General features: G+C 71.4%; 13 protein-coding genes. 6 read left to right on the top strand and 7 right to left on the bottom strand.

Annotated features, from left to right (window positions below; genetic code table 11):
- Positions 1–100: 100 nt before the first annotated feature.
- Positions 101–3,643: a methionine synthase gene (gene metH / locus IO29_RS16150; protein WP_030381531.1), complete on the bottom strand. Its 3,543-nt coding sequence runs from the start codon at positions 3,641–3,643 to the stop codon at positions 101–103.
- A gap of 290 nt (positions 3,644–3,933) precedes the next feature.
- Between metH and IO29_RS16145 the strand changes: the two genes are divergently transcribed.
- The 5 genes from IO29_RS16145 (at position 3,934) to IO29_RS16125 (ending at position 10,356) form a co-directional block, all read left to right on the top strand.
- Positions 3,934–4,698: an IclR family transcriptional regulator gene (locus IO29_RS16145; RefSeq protein WP_030381530.1), complete on the top strand. Its 765-nt coding sequence runs from the start codon at positions 3,934–3,936 to the stop codon at positions 4,696–4,698.
- A 437-nt stretch (positions 4,699–5,135) separates the two neighbouring features.
- Positions 5,136–5,930 (top strand): MIP/aquaporin family protein, encoded by a 795-nt coding sequence (locus IO29_RS16140; RefSeq protein WP_030381529.1) that lies wholly within the window; start codon positions 5,136–5,138, stop codon positions 5,928–5,930.
- A 90-nt stretch (positions 5,931–6,020) separates the two neighbouring features.
- Positions 6,021–7,559, top strand: a complete 1,539-nt coding sequence (glpK, locus tag IO29_RS16135) for a glycerol kinase GlpK (RefSeq protein ID WP_030381528.1) — start codon at positions 6,021–6,023, stop codon at positions 7,557–7,559.
- Positions 7,560–7,568: 9 nt separating this feature from the next.
- Positions 7,569–9,185: a glycerol-3-phosphate dehydrogenase/oxidase gene (locus tag IO29_RS16130; protein WP_030381527.1), complete on the top strand. Its 1,617-nt coding sequence runs from the start codon at positions 7,569–7,571 to the stop codon at positions 9,183–9,185.
- Between the two features lie 226 nt (positions 9,186–9,411).
- Complete coding sequence (locus IO29_RS16125; protein ID WP_030381526.1) at positions 9,412–10,356, top strand: PAC2 family protein; 945 nt, start codon at positions 9,412–9,414, stop codon at positions 10,354–10,356.
- A 154-nt stretch (positions 10,357–10,510) separates the two neighbouring features.
- On the opposite strand, the gene mshC is transcribed toward IO29_RS16125, so the two are convergent.
- The 4 genes from mshC to IO29_RS16105 form a co-directional block, all read right to left on the bottom strand.
- Positions 10,511–11,740 carry a cysteine--1-D-myo-inosityl 2-amino-2-deoxy-alpha-D-glucopyranoside ligase gene (mshC, locus tag IO29_RS16120; protein ID WP_030381525.1) on the bottom strand — a complete coding sequence of 410 codons (1,230 nt, stop codon included), beginning with the start codon at positions 11,738–11,740 and terminating at the stop codon, positions 10,511–10,513.
- Positions 11,741–11,896: 156 nt separating this feature from the next.
- On the bottom strand, positions 11,897–12,772 hold the full coding sequence (locus tag IO29_RS16115; RefSeq protein WP_234307606.1) for an SCO1664 family protein: 876 nt from the start codon (positions 12,770–12,772) through the stop codon (positions 11,897–11,899).
- A 4-nt stretch (positions 12,773–12,776) separates the two neighbouring features.
- Positions 12,777–13,367, bottom strand: coding sequence for a DUF3090 domain-containing protein (locus tag IO29_RS16110; RefSeq protein ID WP_030381523.1), 591 nt, complete (start codon positions 13,365–13,367; stop codon positions 12,777–12,779).
- A 66-nt stretch (positions 13,368–13,433) separates the two neighbouring features.
- Positions 13,434–14,138 carry a histidine phosphatase family protein gene (locus IO29_RS16105; RefSeq protein ID WP_030381522.1) on the bottom strand — a complete coding sequence of 235 codons (705 nt, stop codon included), beginning with the start codon at positions 14,136–14,138 and terminating at the stop codon, positions 13,434–13,436.
- Between the two features lie 173 nt (positions 14,139–14,311).
- On the opposite strand from IO29_RS16105, the gene corA reads away from it, so the two are divergent.
- Complete coding sequence (gene corA, locus IO29_RS16100; RefSeq protein ID WP_030381521.1) at positions 14,312–15,307, top strand: magnesium/cobalt transporter CorA; 996 nt, start codon at positions 14,312–14,314, stop codon at positions 15,305–15,307.
- On the opposite strand, the gene IO29_RS16095 is transcribed toward corA, so the two are convergent.
- Entirely contained in the window at positions 15,285–16,067 is a 783-nt protein-coding gene (locus IO29_RS16095) for a hypothetical protein (protein WP_030381520.1), read from the bottom strand. The genes corA and IO29_RS16095 overlap by 23 nt on opposite strands.
- 340 nt (positions 16,068–16,407) lie before the next feature.
- Positions 16,408–17,463, bottom strand: a complete 1,056-nt coding sequence (locus IO29_RS16090; RefSeq protein ID WP_030381519.1) for an LLM class F420-dependent oxidoreductase — start codon at positions 17,461–17,463, stop codon at positions 16,408–16,410.
- Positions 17,464–17,466: the final 3 nt, after the last annotated feature.

Genomic DNA, 17,466 nt, shown 5'->3' with positions numbered 1-17,466 from the left:
CCGACCAGTGTACGTCGTGGCCGTCCGGAGTGCGCGTCGGGCGGATCGCGGCGGTGCGGTGCGGGTCACCCCGCGTGAGCGCCGCGGCGGTGACGGGCGGTCACCGGGCGTTGAAGTACTTGGCCTCCGGGTGGTGGATGACGATGGCGTCGGTGGACTGCTCGGGGTGGAGCTGGAACTCCTCGGAGAGGTGCACGCCGATCCGCTCCGGCCGCAGCAGTTCGGCGATCTTGGCACGGTCCTCCAGGTCCGGGCAGGCGCCGTAGCCGAGCGAGAAGCGGGCGCCGCGGTACTTGAGGGCGAACATGTCCTCCATGGCGGCGGGGTCCTCCCCGGCGTAGCCGAGTTCGGAGCGGACACGGGCGTGCCAGTACTCGGCGAGCGCCTCGGCGAGCTGGACGGACAGTCCGTGCAGTTCGAGGTAGTCGCGGTAGGCGTTGGCCTCGAACAGCTTCGCGGTCTCCGCGCCGATCCGGGAGCCGATGGTGACGACCTGGAAGCCGACGACGTCGGTCTCCCCCGACTCCTCGGGCCGGAAGAAGTCCGCGAGGCAGAGCCGGCGGCCGCGGCGCTGGCGCGGGAAGGTGAAGCGGGTGCGCTCGTTGCCGTCGTCGTCCAGGACGATGAGGTCGTCGTCCTTGGAGACGCAGGGGAAATAGCCGTAGACGACGGCGGCTTCGAGCAGGTTGTCGGTCTGGAGCCGGTCGAGGAGGCCGCGCAGCCGGGGCCTGCCCTCGCGCTCCACGAGCTCCTCGTACGTCGGCCCGTCGCCGCTGCGGGCCTGCTTGAGGCCCCACTGGCCCTTGAAGAGGGCGCCCTCGTCGAGCCAGCCCGCGTACTCCTTGAGCTGGATGCCCTTGATGACGCGGGTGCCCCGGAAGGGCGGCTCGGGCACGGGGTTGTCGGTGGCGACGTCGGAGCGGACGGCACCCTCCTCGGGGCGGTCCTCGATCTCGACGGTGGCCGCGCGCACCCGGCGCTGCCTCAGTTCGGGGAGCTGCGCCCCGGGGACGCCGCGCTTGATGCCGATGAGGGCGTCCATCAGCCGCAGCCCCTCGAAGGCGTCGCGGGCGTAGCGGACCTCGCCCTGGTAGATCTCGTGCAGGTCCTGTTCGACGTAGGCCCGGGTCAGCGCGGCGCCGCCGAGGATGACCGGGTAGTCGGTGGCCAGTCCGCGCTGGTTGAGCTCCTCCAGGTTCTCCTTCATGATCACCGTGGACTTGACGAGCAGTCCGGACATGCCGATGACGTCGGCCTTGTGCTCGTCCGCGGCTTCCAGGATCGCGGAGACGGGCTGCTTGATGCCGAGGTTGACGACGTTGTAGCCGTTGTTGGACAGGATGATGTCGACGAGGTTCTTGCCGATGTCGTGGACGTCGCCGCGGACGGTGGCGAGCACGATGGTGCCCTTGCCGGCCTCGTCGGTCTTCTCCATGTGCGGTTCGAGGTGGGCGACGGCGGTCTTCATCACCTCGGCCGACTGCAACACGAACGGCAGCTGCATCTGGCCGGAGCCGAACAGTTCGCCGACGACCTTCATGCCGTCGAGCAGGGTCTCGTTGACGATGTCGAGGGCGGGGCGCTCCCGGAGGGCGTCGTCCAGATCCTGTTCGAGGCCGTTCTTCTCGCCGTCGATGATGCGGCGCTTGAGGCGCTCGTCCAGCGGGAGGGCGGCCAGTTCCTCGGCCTTGCCGGCCTTGAGGGACTTGGCGGTGGCACCCTCGAACAGCTGCATGAGCTTCTGCAACGGGTCGTAGCCCTCGCGGCGGCGGTCGTAGATGAGGTCGAGGGCGGTGGTGACCTCTTCCTCGCTGAAGCGGGCGATGGGCAGGATCTTGGAGGCGTGGACGATCGCGGAGTCCAGGCCGGCCTTGACGCACTCGTCGAGGAAGACGGAGTTCAGCAGCATGCGGGCGGCCGGGTTGAGGCCGAAGGAGATGTTGGACAGGCCGAGGGTGGTCTGCACCTCGGGGTGGCGTTCCTTGAGCTGCCGGATGCCCTCGATGGTGGCGAGGCCGTCCTTGCGGGACTCCTCCTGGCCGGTGCAGATGGTGAAGGTCAGACAGTCGACGAGGATGTCCTCCTCGTGGATGCCCCAGTTCCGCGTCAGGTCCTCGATCAGGCGTTCGGCGATCTCGACCTTCTTCTCGGCGGTGCGGGCCTGGCCCACCTCGTCGATGGTCAGGGCGATCAGCGCGGCCCCGTGCTCCTTGGCCAGGGCGGTGACCTTGGCGAAGCGGGAGTCGGGTCCGGCGCCGTCCTCGTAGTTGACGGAGTTGATGACCGCGCGGCCGCCGAGCTTCTCCAGGCCGGCCCGGAGGACGTCGACCTCGGTGGAGTCCAGGACGATCGGCAGCGTGGAGGCGGTGGCGAAGCGGCCGGCCAGCTCCTCCATGTCGGCGACGCCGTCGCGGCCCACGTAGTCGACGCAGAGGTCGAGCATGTGGGCGCCCTCGCGGATCTGGTCGCGGGCCATCTCCACGCAGTCGTCCCAGCGGCCCGCCAGCATGGCCTCGCGGAACTTCCTGGAGCCGTTGGCGTTGGTGCGCTCGCCGATGGCGAGGTAGGCGGTGTCCTGGCGGAACGGCACGGTCTGGTAGAGGGAAGCGGCGCCGGGCTCCGGCTGGGGGCTGCGCTCGGCCGGGACGGTCTCCCGGACCCGCTCGACGACCTTGCGCAGGTGTTCGGGGGTGGTGCCGCAGCAGCCGCCGACCAGCGAGAGGCCGTAGTCCTGGACGAAGGTCTCCTGCGCGTCGGCGAGGCCCTCGGCGTCCAGCGGGAAGTGCGCGCCGTCCTTGGTGAGCACCGGCAGACCCGCGTTCGGCATGCACAGCAGCGGGATGCGGGAGTGCCGGGTGAGGTAGCGCAGGTGCTCGCTCATCTCGGCGGGGCCGGTGGAGCAGTTCAGGCCGATCATGTCGATGCCGAGCGGCTCGAGCGCGGTGAGCGCGGCGCCGATCTCGGAGCCGAGCAGCATGGTGCCGGTGGTCTCGAACGCCATGGAGACCAGCAGCGGGACCTCGGTGCCGGTGGCCGCCATGGCACGGCGGGCGCCGAGGACGGAGGCCTTGGTCTGCAACAGGTCCTGGGTGGTCTCGACGATCAGGGCGTCGGCGCCGCCGGCCAGCAGCCCCTCGGCGTTGGCCTGGTAGCCGTCACGGATGGTGGTGTAGCCGACGTGGCCGAGGGTGGGCAGCTTGGTGCCGGGGCCCATGGAGCCGAGCACCCAGCGCTGGCGGCCGTCGCGCGCACCGTGCTCGTTGGCGACCTCGCGGGCGAGGCGGGCACCGGCCTCGGAGAGCTCGTGCACCCGGCCGGCGATCTCGTACTCGGAGGCCGCGGTGTGGTTGGCACCGAAGGTGTTGGTCTCGACGCAGTCGACGCCGACGGAGAAGTAGGCGTCGTGGACGGAGCGGACGATGTCCGGGCGGGTGACGTTGAGGACCTCGTTGCAACCCTCCAGCCCCTGGAAGTCCTCCAGCGTCGGGTCCTGGGCCTGAAGCATCGTGCCCATCGCGCCGTCGGCCACCACGACCCGGGTGGCGAGAGCCTCGCGGAGGGCGTCGGCGCGGGCCCGGGTTCCGGTGGCGGCGGGGCCCTCGGCGGGGGCGGGGGATGCGGACGGGTTCGGCGACGAGGCCATGGAAGATGCTCCCTGGAGTGCGACGGCTGTCGGCTTTGCGTCTTCCCGCAGAAGGCGCACCCGGTCAGGGTAGCCCCCAGTGCGCCGTACGGTCAGAGGCGTCCACGGGGCGGACGGGTCCGCGCCCGTGGTGCCGTACGTGGCATTCGGGCGGTTTCCGGCCGGAACTCGCCGTGACCGCCCATTGGCGGGAGGTCGACAACGACCGGTAGTGTTCGACATTGCCGAACGCGGTACTCGAGCCTCGGCCGGCGGTCCAGTGGTCGAAGGGGACGGAGGGCAGGACGGCGATGGCACGGAACATCCAGTCGCTCGAGCGGGCGGCCGCGATGCTGCGGTTGCTCGCGGGCGGCGAGCGACGGCTCGGCCTGTCGGACATCGCCTCCTCCCTCGGCCTGGCCAAGGGCACGGCCCACGGCATACTCCGCACGCTCCAGCAGGAGGGCTTCGTCGAACAGGACGACGCCTCGGGGCGCTATCAGCTGGGCGCCGAGCTGCTGCGCCTGGGCACCACCTATCTCGACGTGCACGAACTGCGGGCGCGGGCCCTGGTGTGGACGGACGATCTGGCGCGCTCCAGCGGGGAGAGCGTGTACCTGGGGGTGCTGCACCAGCAGGGCGTGCTGATCGTGCACCACGTGTTCCGGCCCGACGACAGCCGGCAGGTCCTGGAGATCGGGGCGATGCAGCCGCTGCACTCCACGGCGCTGGGGAAGGTGCTCTCCGCGTACGACCCGGTGGCGCACAGCGAGGCGCTGGAGGCGGACCGCAAGGCGTTCACGGACCGGACGATCAGCGAGCCCGCGCGGTTCGAGGAGGTCCTGGACCTGACGCGGGCGCGGGGGTACGCGGCGGACGTGGAGGAGACGTGGGAGGGGGTCGCGTCGATCGCCGCGCCCATTCATGACCGGCGGCGGATGCCGGTGGGGGCCGTGGGGATCACGGGGGCGGTCGAGCGGCTCTGCCGCGAGGGCGAGGTGCGGGCGGAGTTGATCGCGGCCGTGCGGGACTGTGCGCGGGCGGTCTCGCGCGACCTGGGCGCCAGCCGGTTCTGACGGCTGCTTTTCCCGCCCCCGCCGCCCCTTCCCGTCCCGAACCCGGGGGCTCCGCCCCCGGACCCCCAGAAGATGCGCAGTTCCCCGCGCCCCTGGATTCCCGCGCCCCTTGATTCCCGCGCCCCTGGTCGCCCCGCACCCGCCTCTGGTCGCCCGCGCCCCGGTAGCCCCGTGCCCCTTCCTCGGCCGCTCCCTGCCGCGATCCATAACCCGCCCCGATCAATAACGATCGCGTTTTCGATAACCGAACCCTTGACTGCCGCGCACCACGCGGCGAGACTCGCGTCCATCGGTCGGCATTGTCGAACACCTACCGGCAATACGCGTTAGAGTGTGACAACACCATCGGCCGGTTAACGCCCTCACCCCTGAGGGCGCGGACCACCGGAGGGACCCGGGGTTCGCCTTCCCCTGGACGAAGGACAAAGGAGTCGCGGGTGTCCAGCTCCGACATCTTCATCGGCGAGACCATCGGTACCGCCATACTCATCCTGCTCGGCGCCGGCGTCTGTGCCGCCGTCACCCTCAAGGCCTCCAAGGCGCGCAACGCCGGCTGGCTCGCCATCAGCTTCGGCTGGGGCTTCGCGGTGCTCACCGCGGTCTACATCTCCGGGCCGCTCTCCGGGGCCCACCTCAACCCGGCCGTCACCCTCGCCATCGCGATCAAGGACCACGACTTCAGCGACCTCCCGGTCTACTGGGGCGGGCAGATCCTGGGCGCCATGATCGGCGCCGCGCTGACCTGGATCGCGTACTACGGGCAGTTCCACGCGCACCTCACCGACCGTGAGGTCGTCGGCGGACCGGGGGCGCAGGACACCAGGGTCAAGGCCGTCGAGGCCCAGGAGACGAAGGCCGGACCGGTGCTCGGCGTCTTCTCCACCGGTCCCGAGATCCGCAACGCGGTACTGAACATCGCCACGGAGGTCATCGGCACCTTCGTCCTCTGCCTCGCCGTCCTCACCCAGGGCCTGAACGACAGCGGCAAGGGCCTGGGCGTCGTGGGCGGACTGATCACCGCCCTGGTGGTCGTCTCCATCGGTCTCTCGCTCGGCGGCCCCACGGGGTACGCGATCAACCCGGCCCGTGACCTCGGTCCCCGTATCGTGCACGCCCTGCTCCCCCTGCCCAACAAGGGCGGTTCCGACTGGGGCTACGCCTGGATCCCGGTGGCCGGTCCGCTGATCGGCGGCGCGATCGCTGCGGGCCTCTACAACGTCGCCTTTGCTTAGAGGAACCATTCCTTCACAAGCACCGCGCCGTACGGACAGCCCTCCGACCACGGATCTCACGGAATCCCCCGCTACTCCCAGGAGCACACAGTGACCGACGCACACACCGCCGGGCCGTTCATCGCCGCCATCGACCAGGGCACGACCTCCTCGCGCTGCATCGTCTTCGACCGGGACGGCCGTATCGTCTCCGTCGACCAGAAGGAGCACGAGCAGATCTTCCCCAAGCCGGGCTGGGTCGAACACGACGCCACCGAGATCTGGACCAACGTCCAGGAGGTCGTCGCCGGCGCCATCGAGAAGGCCGGCATCACCCGGGACGACATCAAGGCCATCGGCATCACCAACCAGCGCGAGACCACCGTGCTGTGGGACAAGAACACCGGTGAGCCGGTCCACAACGCGATCGTCTGGCAGGACACCCGTACCGACGGGCTGTGCCGGGAGCTCGGCCGCAACGTCGGCCAGGACCGCTTCCGCCGCGAGACCGGCCTCCCCCTCGCCTCCTACTTCGCCGGCCCCAAGGCCCGCTGGCTGCTCGACCACGTCGACGGCCTCAAGGAGCGCGCCGAACGCGGCGACATCCTCTTCGGCACCATGGACACCTGGGTCATCTGGAACCTGACCGGCGGCGCCGACGGCGGCCGGCACGTCACGGACGTCACCAACGCCTCCCGCACCCTGCTGATGAACCTGCACACCATGGCGTGGGACGAGAAGATCGCCGAGTCCATCGGCGTCCCCACGGCGATGCTGCCGGAGATCCGCTCCTCCGCCGAGGTCTACGGCGAGATCAAGGGCGGCCGGCTCGGCGAGCTGCTCGGCGGCATCCCCGTCGCCTCCGCGCTCGGCGACCAGCAGGCGGCCCTGTTCGGGCAGACCTGTTTCGCCGAGGGCGAGACGAAGTCGACGTACGGCACCGGCACCTTCATGGTGATGAACACCGGCGACAAGCTGATCAACTCCTACAGCGGGCTGCTGACCACCGTCGGCTACCAGATCGGCGACAACAAGCCGGTCTACGCCCTGGAGGGCTCGATCGCCGTCACCGGCTCCCTGGTGCAGTGGATGCGCGACCAGATGGGCCTGATCTCCACCGCCGCCGAGATCGAGACGCTCGCCCTGTCCGTCGAGGACAACGGCGGCGCCTACTTCGTACCGGCCTTCTCCGGCCTGTTCGCCCCGTACTGGCGCTCCGACGCCCGCGGTGTGATCGCCGGCCTGACCCGGTACGTCACCAAGGCGCACCTCGCGCGCGCCGTCCTGGAGGCCACCGCCTGGCAGACGCGGGAGATCGCCGACGCCATGACCAAGGACTCCGGCGTGGAGCTGACCGCCCTCAAGGTCGACGGCGGCATGACCTCCAACAACCTGCTGATGCAGACCCTCGCCGACGTGCTGGACGCGCCCGTGGTGCGCCCGATGGTCGCCGAGACCACCTGCCTCGGCGCCGCCTACGCCGCCGGCCTGGCCGTCGGCTTCTGGAACAGCACCGACGACCTGCGCGCCAACTGGCGGCGGGCCGCCGAGTGGACCCCGAACATGGCCGCGGAGACCCGCGACCGTGAGTACAAGAACTGGCTCAAGGCCGTCGAGCGGACCATGGGCTGGCTCGAGGACGAGGAGTAAGTAGTAGCGATGACCAGTCAGTCCACCCTCCAGTCCGTGCCTGCCCTCGGTACGCACCCGGCCACCGGCACGGGTCCGAGCCGGGCCCAGACCCGGGAGCAGCTCTCCAAGGCGACGTACGACCTCCTCGTGATCGGCGGCGGCATCCTGGGCATCTCCACCGCCTGGCACGCCGCGCAGTCCGGGCTCAGGGTGGCACTGGTCGACGCCGGCGACTTCGCCGGCGCCACCTCCTCCGCCTCCTCCAAGCTTCTCCACGGCGGTCTGCGCTATCTCCAGACCGGCGCGGTGAAGCTGGTGGCGGAGAACCACTTCGAGCGCCGCGCCGTCTCCCGCCAGGTGGCCCCCCACCTGGCCAACCCGCTCACGTTCTACCTCCCCGTGTACAAGGGCGGGCCGCACGGCGCGGCCAAGCTCGGGGCGGGCGTCTTCGCCTACTCCGCGCTCTCCGCGTTCGGCGACGGCGTGGGCCATCTGCTCAGCCCGGCCAAGGCCGCGCAGGACGTGCCCGAGCTGCGCACGGAGAACCTCAAGGCCGTCGCCGTCTACGGGGACGACCAGATGAACGACGCGCGGATGGCGCTGATGACGGTCCGCGCGGCCGTCGACTCCGGCGCCGTCGTCCTGAACCACGCCGAGGTGACGGGTCTGCGCTTCACCCGGGGCCGGGTCACCGGTGCCGAGCTGAAGGACCGGATCTCGGGCGAGGAGTTCGGCGTCGACGCGCGTCTGGTGCTCAACGCCACCGGCCCCTGGGTCGACCATCTGCGCCGGATGGAGGACGCCGGGGCCGCGCCGTCGATCCGCCTCTCCAAGGGCGCGCACCTGGTGCTCAAGCGCACCGCCCCCTGGAAGGCCGCGCTCGCGACCCCCATCGACAAGTACCGGATCACGTTCGCCCTCCCCTGGGAGGACATGCTGCTGCTCGGCACCACCGACGAGGAGTACGAGGGCGATCCGGGCGAGGTCGCCGTCAACGACAAGGACATCGCGCAGATCCTGGACGAGGCCGCGTTCTCCGTCCGCGACCAGCAGCTCGACCGGGACCTCATCACCTACGCCTTCGCCGGACTGCGGGTGCTGCCGGGCGGCCCCGGCGACACCGCCAAGGCCAAGCGGGAGACCGTGGTCACCGAGGGCCGGGGCGGCATGCTCTCCGTGGCGGGCGGCAAGTGGACGACGTTCCGGCACATCGGCCGTACGGTGATGAAGAAGCTGGAGGCCCTGCCCGGGCGTCCGCTGGGCGAGGACTTCGAGCCGATCGCCTCGCTGCCCAAGAAGCTGCCGCTGCCCGGCATAGCCAACCCGCGTGCGGTCGCCCACCGGCTGCTCGTGGACCGGCCGGAGCCCGCGTCGCGGATGGCCCCCGAGACGGCCCGGCACCTGGCCACCCACTACGGCTCGCTGGCCTTCGACATCGCGCGGCTGGCCAACGAGGACCCGGCGCTGGCCGAGCGGGTCCACCCGGACGCGCCCGAGATCTGGGCGCAGGTCGTGTGGGCCCGGGACCACGAGTGGGCCGAGACCGAGGACGACGTGCTGCGCCGCCGGACCACCCTGACGATCCGGGGGCTGGCCACGGACGAGATCCGGTCCCGGGTGCGGGAGCTGCTCGACGGGAAGTGAGCGGCGTCCCGGCCCGCCGCCGGATGCCGCGGGGGCGGCTCCCCAGTGGGGGGCCGCCCCCGCGGCATGGCGGTCCGGGGCGGGGGTAGAGGTCGACGATCAAGGTGTTCGAGCCGGTCGAACGGGGCAGTCATCCGTTCACCCAGCGGTGCACGGGGCTGCGGCGACGGCCTGCCGGGGCCGTAAGGTTGGGGCGTACGTCAGGCACGTCGGAAGGAGGCGCTGGGTGATCGAGCTCGAGGGGGTTCCCGAGCTGATCGACCCCGTCATGGTGGCCGCGTTCGAGGGCTGGAACGATGCCGGCGACGCCGCCTCCACCGCGGTCGCGCATCTGGACAGGGAATGGAAGGGCGAGGTGTTCGCGGCGCTCGACGCCGAGGACTACTACGACTTCCAGGTCAACCGCCCCACGGTGTTCATGGAGGCCGGGGTCCGCAAGGTCACCTGGCCCACGACCCGGCTCTCGGTGGTCCGTGTCGGCGGCGACAGACCGCGTGACCTGGTGCTGGTGCGCGGGATCGAGCCGTCGATGCGGTGGCGCTCGTTCTGCAACGAGCTGCTCGCCTTCGCGCACGAGCTGGGCGTGGAGCTGGTCGTCATCCTGGGCGCACTGCTCGGCGACACCCCGCACACACGTCCGGTTCCGGTCAGCGGGGTGACGTCCGACGCGGATCTCGCGCAGCGGATGGACCTGGAGGAGACGAAGTACGAGGGCCCGACGGGCATCGTCGGCATCCTTCAGGAGGCGTGCGCGCACGCCGGGGTGCCGGCGGTGTCGCTGTGGGCGGCGGTGCCGCACTACGTGTCGCAGCCGCCGAACCCGAAGGCCGCGCTGGCGCTGCTCAACCGGCTGGAGGACCTGATCGACGTCCGCATCCCGCAGGGTGAGCTGCCGGAGGACGCGCGGGCGTGGCAGACGGGGGTGGACCAGCTGGCGGCGGAGGACAGCGAGGTCGCGGAGTACGTGCAGACGCTGGAGGAGGCGCGGGACACGGCGGAGTTGCCGGAGGCGTCGGGAGAGGCGATCGCGCGGGAGTTCGAGCGGTACTTGCGGCGGCGGGACGGCGGCACGGCGGCCGGTCCCTTCAACGGCCCGCCCGGCGGTGGCCGGGGGCGCGCCCCCAAACCGCCCCGCCCGGACGACGAGGACGAGGACCCTCAGGAGGAGTGAGCCGGAGGGGCGGGGCAAGGCTTTTCTTCGCCCCCGCCGCCCCTGCCCTTCCCGTCCCCGGGGGCAAGCCCCCGGACCCCCGAAAAGATTGCGCAGTTCCCCGCGCCCCTGTCCAGGGGCGCGGGGAACTGCGCAGTTTCGTACGCCCCGCGCCCTACAGGGCCACGCCCAGCAGCGCGTCGACCGCTCGGGAGATGACGCCGGGGGCGGACTCGTCCGTCCCGCCCGTCTCCTCCTGGCGGGCGGCCCAGCGGTCGACCGCCGCCAACGCCTCCGGCGCGTTCAGATCGTCGGCGAGCGCCGCCCGGACCTCGTCCACGACCCCCTCCGCCGCCGGCCCGTCCGGCCGCGACACGGCCGCCCGCCACCGCTCCACCCGCGCCACCGCGTCCCGCAGCACCTGCTCGGTCCACTCCCAGTCGGCCCGGTAGTGGTGCGCGTGCAGCGCGAGCCGGATCGCCGCGGGATCGACACCGTCCCGCCGCAGTTGCGAGACGAAGACCAGGTTCCCCTTGGACTTCGACATCTTCTCGCCGTCGAGCGCCACCATGCCGGCGTGCACATACGCCTTGGCCATGGGGAACTCCCCGGTGAGCACCTGGGCGTGCGAGGCGCCCATCTCGTGGTGCGGGAAGGCCAGGTCGGAGCCGCCGCCCTGCACGTCGAAGCCCATTCCGAGGTGGTCCAGGGCGATGGCCACGCACTCGATGTGCCAGCCGGGCCGGCCCCGCCCGAGCGAGCCGCCGTCCCAGCTCGGCTCGCCGTCACGCGCGGCCATCCACAGCATGGGGTCGACGGGGTTCTTCTTGCCGGGCCGGTCGGGGTCACCGCCCCGCTCGGCGGAGAGCAGCCGCATCGCCGCGGCGTCCAGGTTCGAGACCTGGCCGAAGTGGGGGTCGGACTCGACGGAGAAGTACACGTCACCGTCGAGGTCGTACGCCGCGCCCAGTTCCCGCAGCCGCTCGACGAGCGGGACGATTCCGGGTATCGCCTCCACCGCGCCGATGTAGTGCCGCGGCGGCAGCATCCGCAGCGCGGTCATGTCCTCGCGGAAGAGCGCGGTCTCCTTCTCGGCGAGTGCGGTCCAGTCGACGCCGTCGCGCTCGGCCCGCTCCAGCAGCGGATCGTCGACGTCCGTCACGTTCTGGACATAGTGCACCTGGCGCTTGGTGTCGAGCCACACGCGCTGTACGAGGTCGAACGCGTTGTAGGTTGCCGCGTGCCCCATGTGCGTGGCGTCGTACGGCGTGATGCCGCAGACGTAGAGGCGGGCGACGGGACCGGGCTGGAGGGTGACCGGACCGCCGGTGGCGGTGTCGTGGATCACCAGGTCGCGGCCCTGACCAGGCAGGGCGGGGACCTCGGAAGCGGGCCAGGCATGCATGTCATGAGCCTAACCGGATGGATGTTCCCTGCACGAACCGGATGGGGCGAGATGGCCGGGAAGCCGTTCTTGCGCGCTGCGCCCCGATGTGCAGGGGCGGCCGGCCGGCCGGTTCGTCCTGGTGTGCGAAGCACGTCGGCCGGCGGTCCCGGACCGTCACACCGGCGGCCAGGGGATCGCCGGCCACTCCCCGCTCGGCTCCGGGTGCCGTCCCGACGTCAGGAGCGCCTCGACGCGGGCGCGGGTGGCCTCGACCTCGGCCTCCGTGAGCAGCTCGGCCAGGCGGACGGCCAGTGCTCCGCCCTCCCCCAGCCCCGCCCGCAGCCCCCGCAGCACGTCCAGGGCCTCGTCGGTCAGGGTTTCGCCGGCCCAGCCCCACAGCAGGGTGCGCAGCTTGTTCTCGACGTTGAAGGTGACCCCGTGGTCGATGCCGTACAGGCGCTGTCCGTCGGCGGGCAGCAGGTGGCCGCCCTTGCGGTCGGCGTTGTTGATCACGGCGTCGAGGACGGCGAGCCGCCGCAGCCGCGCGTCGTCGGCGTGCACGAGGAGCGCGGTGCGGCCCTCCTCGACCTCGGCGAAGCCGATCGCCTTCCAGCCGGGCTCCGGTTCCTCGGCGTCCACGAGGGCGAGCAGGTCGGCCTCCGGGCGGACCTCTATCCAGAGCTGGCACATGCCCTCGCCGTACGGCCCCTCGCGCAGCACGGTGGGCGGCACGAGGGCCCAGCCGGTCGCCTCGGAGACCTCGTAGGCGGCGACCTCGCGCTCGGCCAGGGTGCCGTCGGGGAAGTCCCACAGCGGCCGCTCCCCGGCGACGGGCTTGTAGACGCAGGCGGCCTCCTGCCCGTCGAGCGCGACCGTGCAGTACAGCGCCGCGTTGGAGGCGTCGCGGATCCGGCCGCGTACGGTCAGCTCGCCCTCGGTGAGCAGCCGTACGGCGTCGACGGCCGGCCCGGATCCGCTCGCGGCCGCGGGGCCCTTCGCGGTGGTGTCCGCGGCCGTCGCCCCGAGGCCGGTCTCGTCGCTCGTCGTCACCTCGTCACGCTCCGCGGCGGTATCCGTTCTGGCGCGGACATACATGTCCTTCCGGATCGAGCGGGAGGCTGCACAGCGGGCAGGGCGGCCGCCCGGCGTTGACGACGTCGAGGGCGCGCTTGGCGAACGCCCTGGCCTGCGCCCCGGTGAGCCGGACGCGGAGCATCGGCGGGCCGTTCTCCTCGTCCTGGAGCAGCCGCTCCTCGGCCTCGGCGAGGTCCTCCTCGGACTCCGCGTCGAGCTCCACCAGCGCCTGCGCCTCGACGATCATGCGCTCCTCGTCGCCGTCCCAGGCCAGCGCCATGGTGCCGACCCGGAACTCCTCCTCCACCGGCGTCTCCAGCGGCTCGGTGTCGGAGACTTCCGAGGGGGTCACGGCGGGCACCGCCGCGTTGCCCCCGCTGCGTCGCACGACCTCGTCGAGGAGTTCGTCCATCCGTTCGGCGAGCGCGGCGACCTGGGTCTTCTCCAGGGCCACGCTGGTCACCCGGGCCCCGGCGATGGCCTGGAGGAAGAAGGTACGGCGTCCGGGCAGCCCGACCGTGCCGGCCACGAAGCGGTCCGGTGGGTCGTAGAGGAACACCTGACGGGACACGTCCTGTCTCCATTGCTTGACAACTGCTGCGCTGTTTCGACCGCTTCACCCTACTGCGGCCGACGATCACGGTGCGCCAGCACCGCCCCCGACCGTGGCGTCGCTCCCGTCGCCGCCGCCGTCACCGGACGGGGCGGGCTCGGGGGGCACCAGGGACGCGAGGTCACCGGTGTCGCCGAGCCGTACGAGGAACGGCCGCAGCCTGGTGTAACGGATCGCGGTGATGGAACACGGTTCGACACTGATCCGCTGGAAGAGGTCCAGATGAAGCCCGAGCGCGTCGGCGACGAGCGACTTGATGATGTCGCCGTGCGAGCACATCAGATAGACCGCGTCGGGGCCGTGGTCGCGTTCCACGCGCGCGTTCCACTCGCGCACCGCCTCGGCGGCGCGGGTCTGCATGGCCCGCATGGACTCGCCGCCGGGGAACGCGGCCGCGGAGGGGTGCGCCTGGACGACCTCCATCAGCGGTTCGTCCTTCAGTTCGGCCAGTTTGCGGCCGGACCAGTCGCCGTAGTGGCACTCGCCGATACGGTCGTCGCTGTGCGGCTCGAGGCCGCGGGCGTCGAGGAGCGGCCGCATGGTCTCCTGGCAGCGTTGCAGCGGGCTGGTGACGATCTCGGCGATCGGGATGCCGTCCAGCCGCCCCGGCAGGGCGGCCGCCTGGGCGGTGCCGCGCTCGTCGAGGGCCACGCCTGGGGTCCACCCGGCGAGCAGTCCCGAGGTGTTGGCGGTGGAGCGTCCGTGCCGTACGAGGATCAACGTGGGCATGGCGCCCAGCCTAGGTCCTGCCGTCAATCGGCCCGGCGGACGGTGCCCACGCGCGCGTAGCGGCCGTTTTCGCGGTCATCCTCCTCAGGGGGCCCGTTTTCCGCTTCCGCGGTCACCGGTCCCGCCGCGGGTTCCGCGTTCCGTATCCGTTCCGAGAGGGGAGCACACCTTCCGTGATCGTCGACTGTGCCATCTACCGCGACGGGCGCCGCTCCGAGGGGCCCGAGGACCTCTCGGACGCGCTCGCGGACGCGCGTGCCGCGGGCGGCTTCGTGTGGATCGGGCTGCACGAACCGACGGAACGGGAGTTCGGGAAGGTCACCGAGGAGTTCGGACTGCACCCGCTGGCCGTGGAGGACGCGCTCAAGGCGCACCAGCGGCCGAAGCTGGAGGTGTACGACGACTCGCTGTTCATGGTGCTCAAGCCGGTGGTGTACGAGCCGGAGAGCGACGCCGTCTCCACCGGCGAGGTGATGATCTTCCTCGGGAACGGCTTCGTGGTGACGGTCCGGCACGGCGAGGGCGCACCGCTCGGCCTTGTGCGCAAGCGCCTGGAACAGCAGCCGGAGATGCTCGGCAAGGGGCCGACGGCGGTCCTGTACGCCCTGGCCGACGCCTCGGTCGACCACTATCTGGACGTGGCGACGGAGCTGGGGACCGACCTGGAGGAGCTGGAGGCGGAGGTGTTCTCGCCGGAGGGCGGGGGCTCCAGGAACACCGCTTCGCGGATCTACACCTTCAAGCGGCAGATCCTGGAGTTCCGCCGGGCCACCAACCCGCTGGCGCTGCCGCTGACCCGGCTGGCGAACACCGGCTCGTTCGGGGGCGCGCTGCCGTTCGTGGACGACTCCGCGCGCCCCTTCTTCCGTGACGTCAGCGACCACCTCACGCGCGTGAACGAGTCGGTGGAGGGCCTGGACCGGCTGGTGTCGGACATCCTCTCGGCGCACCTGGCGCAGATGAGCGTCCGGCAGAACGACGACATGCGGAAGATCTCCGCCTGGGCGGCGATGGCCGCGGTCCCCACGATGATCGCGGGGATCTACGGCATGAACTTCGACCACATGCCGGAGCTGCACTGGATCTGGTCGTATCCGGCGGTGATCGCGGTGATGGTGGTCCTGGAGATGCTGCTGTACCGGCAGTTCAAGCGACGGGGGTGGCTGTAGGTTCGCCCAGCGCGTCGCGGCGCCGGGGCATCCGCAGGGCGACCATGCGCCGCCGGCCGAGCAGCAGTTCGTACGCGTACGTGGCGTGGACGCCGGCGGCCAGGACGGCGCCCTTGGCCCGGGACCAGCCGAGGATGCGGCCCATGTGGCGCATGACGGCGAGGCTGACGTCGCGGTGGACCTCGATCTCGGCGCGGGCGCATTCGTGGAGCGTGCGCCGGATCGCGCGCTCGTGGCCCGCGCGGGCGAGGCGCAGCAGTTCCTCGTGGCAGTAGGCGAGGTGGTTGTCCTCGTCCTGGGAGATCATCCGGACCGCCCGGCCGAGGTCGGGGTGGTCGGCGAAGTGCCGGCGCAGCAGTTCCATCTGCTCGGAGGCGCGCTGTTCGGTGACGCGGCTGTGGGCGAGGTAGGTGACGATGTCCTGCACGGTCAACGGTCGGTCGGTCCTCAGCCTTTCGTGGGACAGCCCGATGCCGCGCCGTTCGAGGAGCATGGTGTAGTCCGTCTCGGCCGGGACCTCGACGGGTTCCAGGTGACGCTTCTTGAGCAGGGCGTGGAAGATCCGCCCGTGTTTGTCCTCGTCGGCGCCGTGCCGGGCGATCTTGGGGGCGAGTGCCTGTTCGGCCGGTGGGACGAGGGCGGCGATGCGGGCGTTCTCCCAGCCGCCCTGGGCCTCGCCGCCGGCGGCGATGGAGCAGAGGAGACGGAACGATTCGTCGTTGTCGACGATCTCCCGGAAGAGACTTCTTGTCGAAAGCACGTCTGCACACCTCTCTGTTTCCGGCGGGCCGCCGGAGCCGAGTCAAAGTGGGCCCGGCGGTGTGGGCAACAGACGTGTCGGTCGGCTCCGCCTAACGGAGGAGGGTGTCGGGGCCATCACGCGTAACCGGTGGAGGAGCGGGGCGTTGTTCTTCGTGACGGCCGTGGCGGGGATGATCCCCGAGCCCCCACCACGGCCGTGATGACGTTTCGGGGGGCGGTGGGGAGTTTTTCGCCCCCGCCGCCCCTACCTTCCCGTCCTCTGGGGGCCTCGCCCCCGGACCCCGCTGAAAGATCGCGCCCGCGCGGCGGAGCCGCAGATCGACACAGCCCCGCGCCCCTTACTCCAGCCCGGCGCGTTCCAGTGCTTCCGTGCCCGCGCGGAGTGCCGTCAGGCGCTCTTCGAGGGTGAAGCCGGCCGGGGAGAGGGTGAGGGTGGTGACGCCGACGGCGGCGTACTCCTTCATGCGGTCGGCGATGCGGTCGACGGATCCCAGGAGCGTCGTGCGGTCGATCAGTTCGTGCGGTACGGCGGCCGCGGCGCCCTGTTTGTCGCCGGACAGGTACTTGTCCTGGATCTCGGCGGCCTGCTGCTCGTAGCCCATGCGGCCGGCGAGCCGGTTGTAGAAGTTCTGCTTGCGGCTGCCCATGCCGCCGACGTACAGCGCGGTGTACGGGCGGAAGGTGTCGGCGAGCGCGGTGACGTCCTTGTCGTCGCCGACGGCCAGCGGCACGGTCGGGCAGACGTCGAAGCCGTCGAGGGTCCGCCCGGCCTTCTCCCGGCCGACCCGCAGGGGACGGATCGCGGTCTCCTCCAGGTGCTCGGCGGCGGCGAAGATGAGCAGCGCGCCGTCGGCGATCTCGCCGGTCTGTTCGAGGTTCTTCGGGCCGATGGCGGCGATGTAGAGCGGGATGTGGGCGCGCTCGGGGTGGACGGTGAGCTTGATCGGCTTGCCGGGGCCGTCGGGCAGCGGCAGCGTCCAGTGCTCGCCCTCGTACGTCAGCCGCTCTCGGCTCATGGCCCTGCGGACGATCTCGACGTACTCGCGGGTGCGGGCGAGCGGCTTGTCGAACTTGACGCCGTACCAGCCCTCGGAGACCTGCGGGCCGGAGACGCCGAGGCCGAGCCGGAAGCGGCCGCCGGAGAGCGAGTCGAGGGTGGCGGCGGTCATCGCCGTCATCGCCGGCTGACGGGCCGGGATCTGGAAGATGGCCGAGCCGACGTCGATGCGCTCGGTCTGGGCGGCGACCCAGGAGAGCACGGTGGCCGCGTCGGAGCCGTACGCCTCGGCGGCCCAGCAGACCGCGTAGCCGAGCCGGTCGGCCTCCCGGGCGACGGCGAGGTTGTCCGCGTCCATTCCGGCGCCCCAGTAACCGAGGTTGATGCCGAGCCGCATACG

The organism is Streptomyces sp. NRRL F-6676 (assembly GCF_000725625.1).
Lineage (GTDB): Bacteria > Actinomycetota > Actinomycetes > Streptomycetales > Streptomycetaceae > Streptomyces.
This window is presented reverse-complemented; position numbering and strand designations above follow the sequence as displayed.

What these genes read in the sequence shown, in the direction of transcription:
- IO29_RS16105 (WP_030381522.1), bottom strand. Translation starts at nt 14,138, where the DNA reads ATGCCCACGTTGATCCTCGTACGGCACGGACGCTCCACCGCCAACACC.
- metH (WP_030381531.1), bottom strand. Translation starts at nt 3,643, where the DNA reads ATGGCCTCGTCGCCGAACCCGTCCGCATCCCCCGCCCCCGCCGAGGGC.
- IO29_RS16130 (WP_030381527.1), top strand. Translation starts at nt 7,569, where the DNA reads ATGACCAGTCAGTCCACCCTCCAGTCCGTGCCTGCCCTCGGTACGCAC.
- mshC (WP_030381525.1), bottom strand. Translation starts at nt 11,740, where the DNA reads ATGCATGCCTGGCCCGCTTCCGAGGTCCCCGCCCTGCCTGGTCAGGGC.
- IO29_RS16090 (WP_030381519.1), bottom strand. Translation starts at nt 17,463, where the DNA reads ATGCGGCTCGGCATCAACCTCGGTTACTGGGGCGCCGGAATGGACGCG.
- IO29_RS16145 (WP_030381530.1), top strand. Translation starts at nt 3,934, where the DNA reads ATGGCACGGAACATCCAGTCGCTCGAGCGGGCGGCCGCGATGCTGCGG.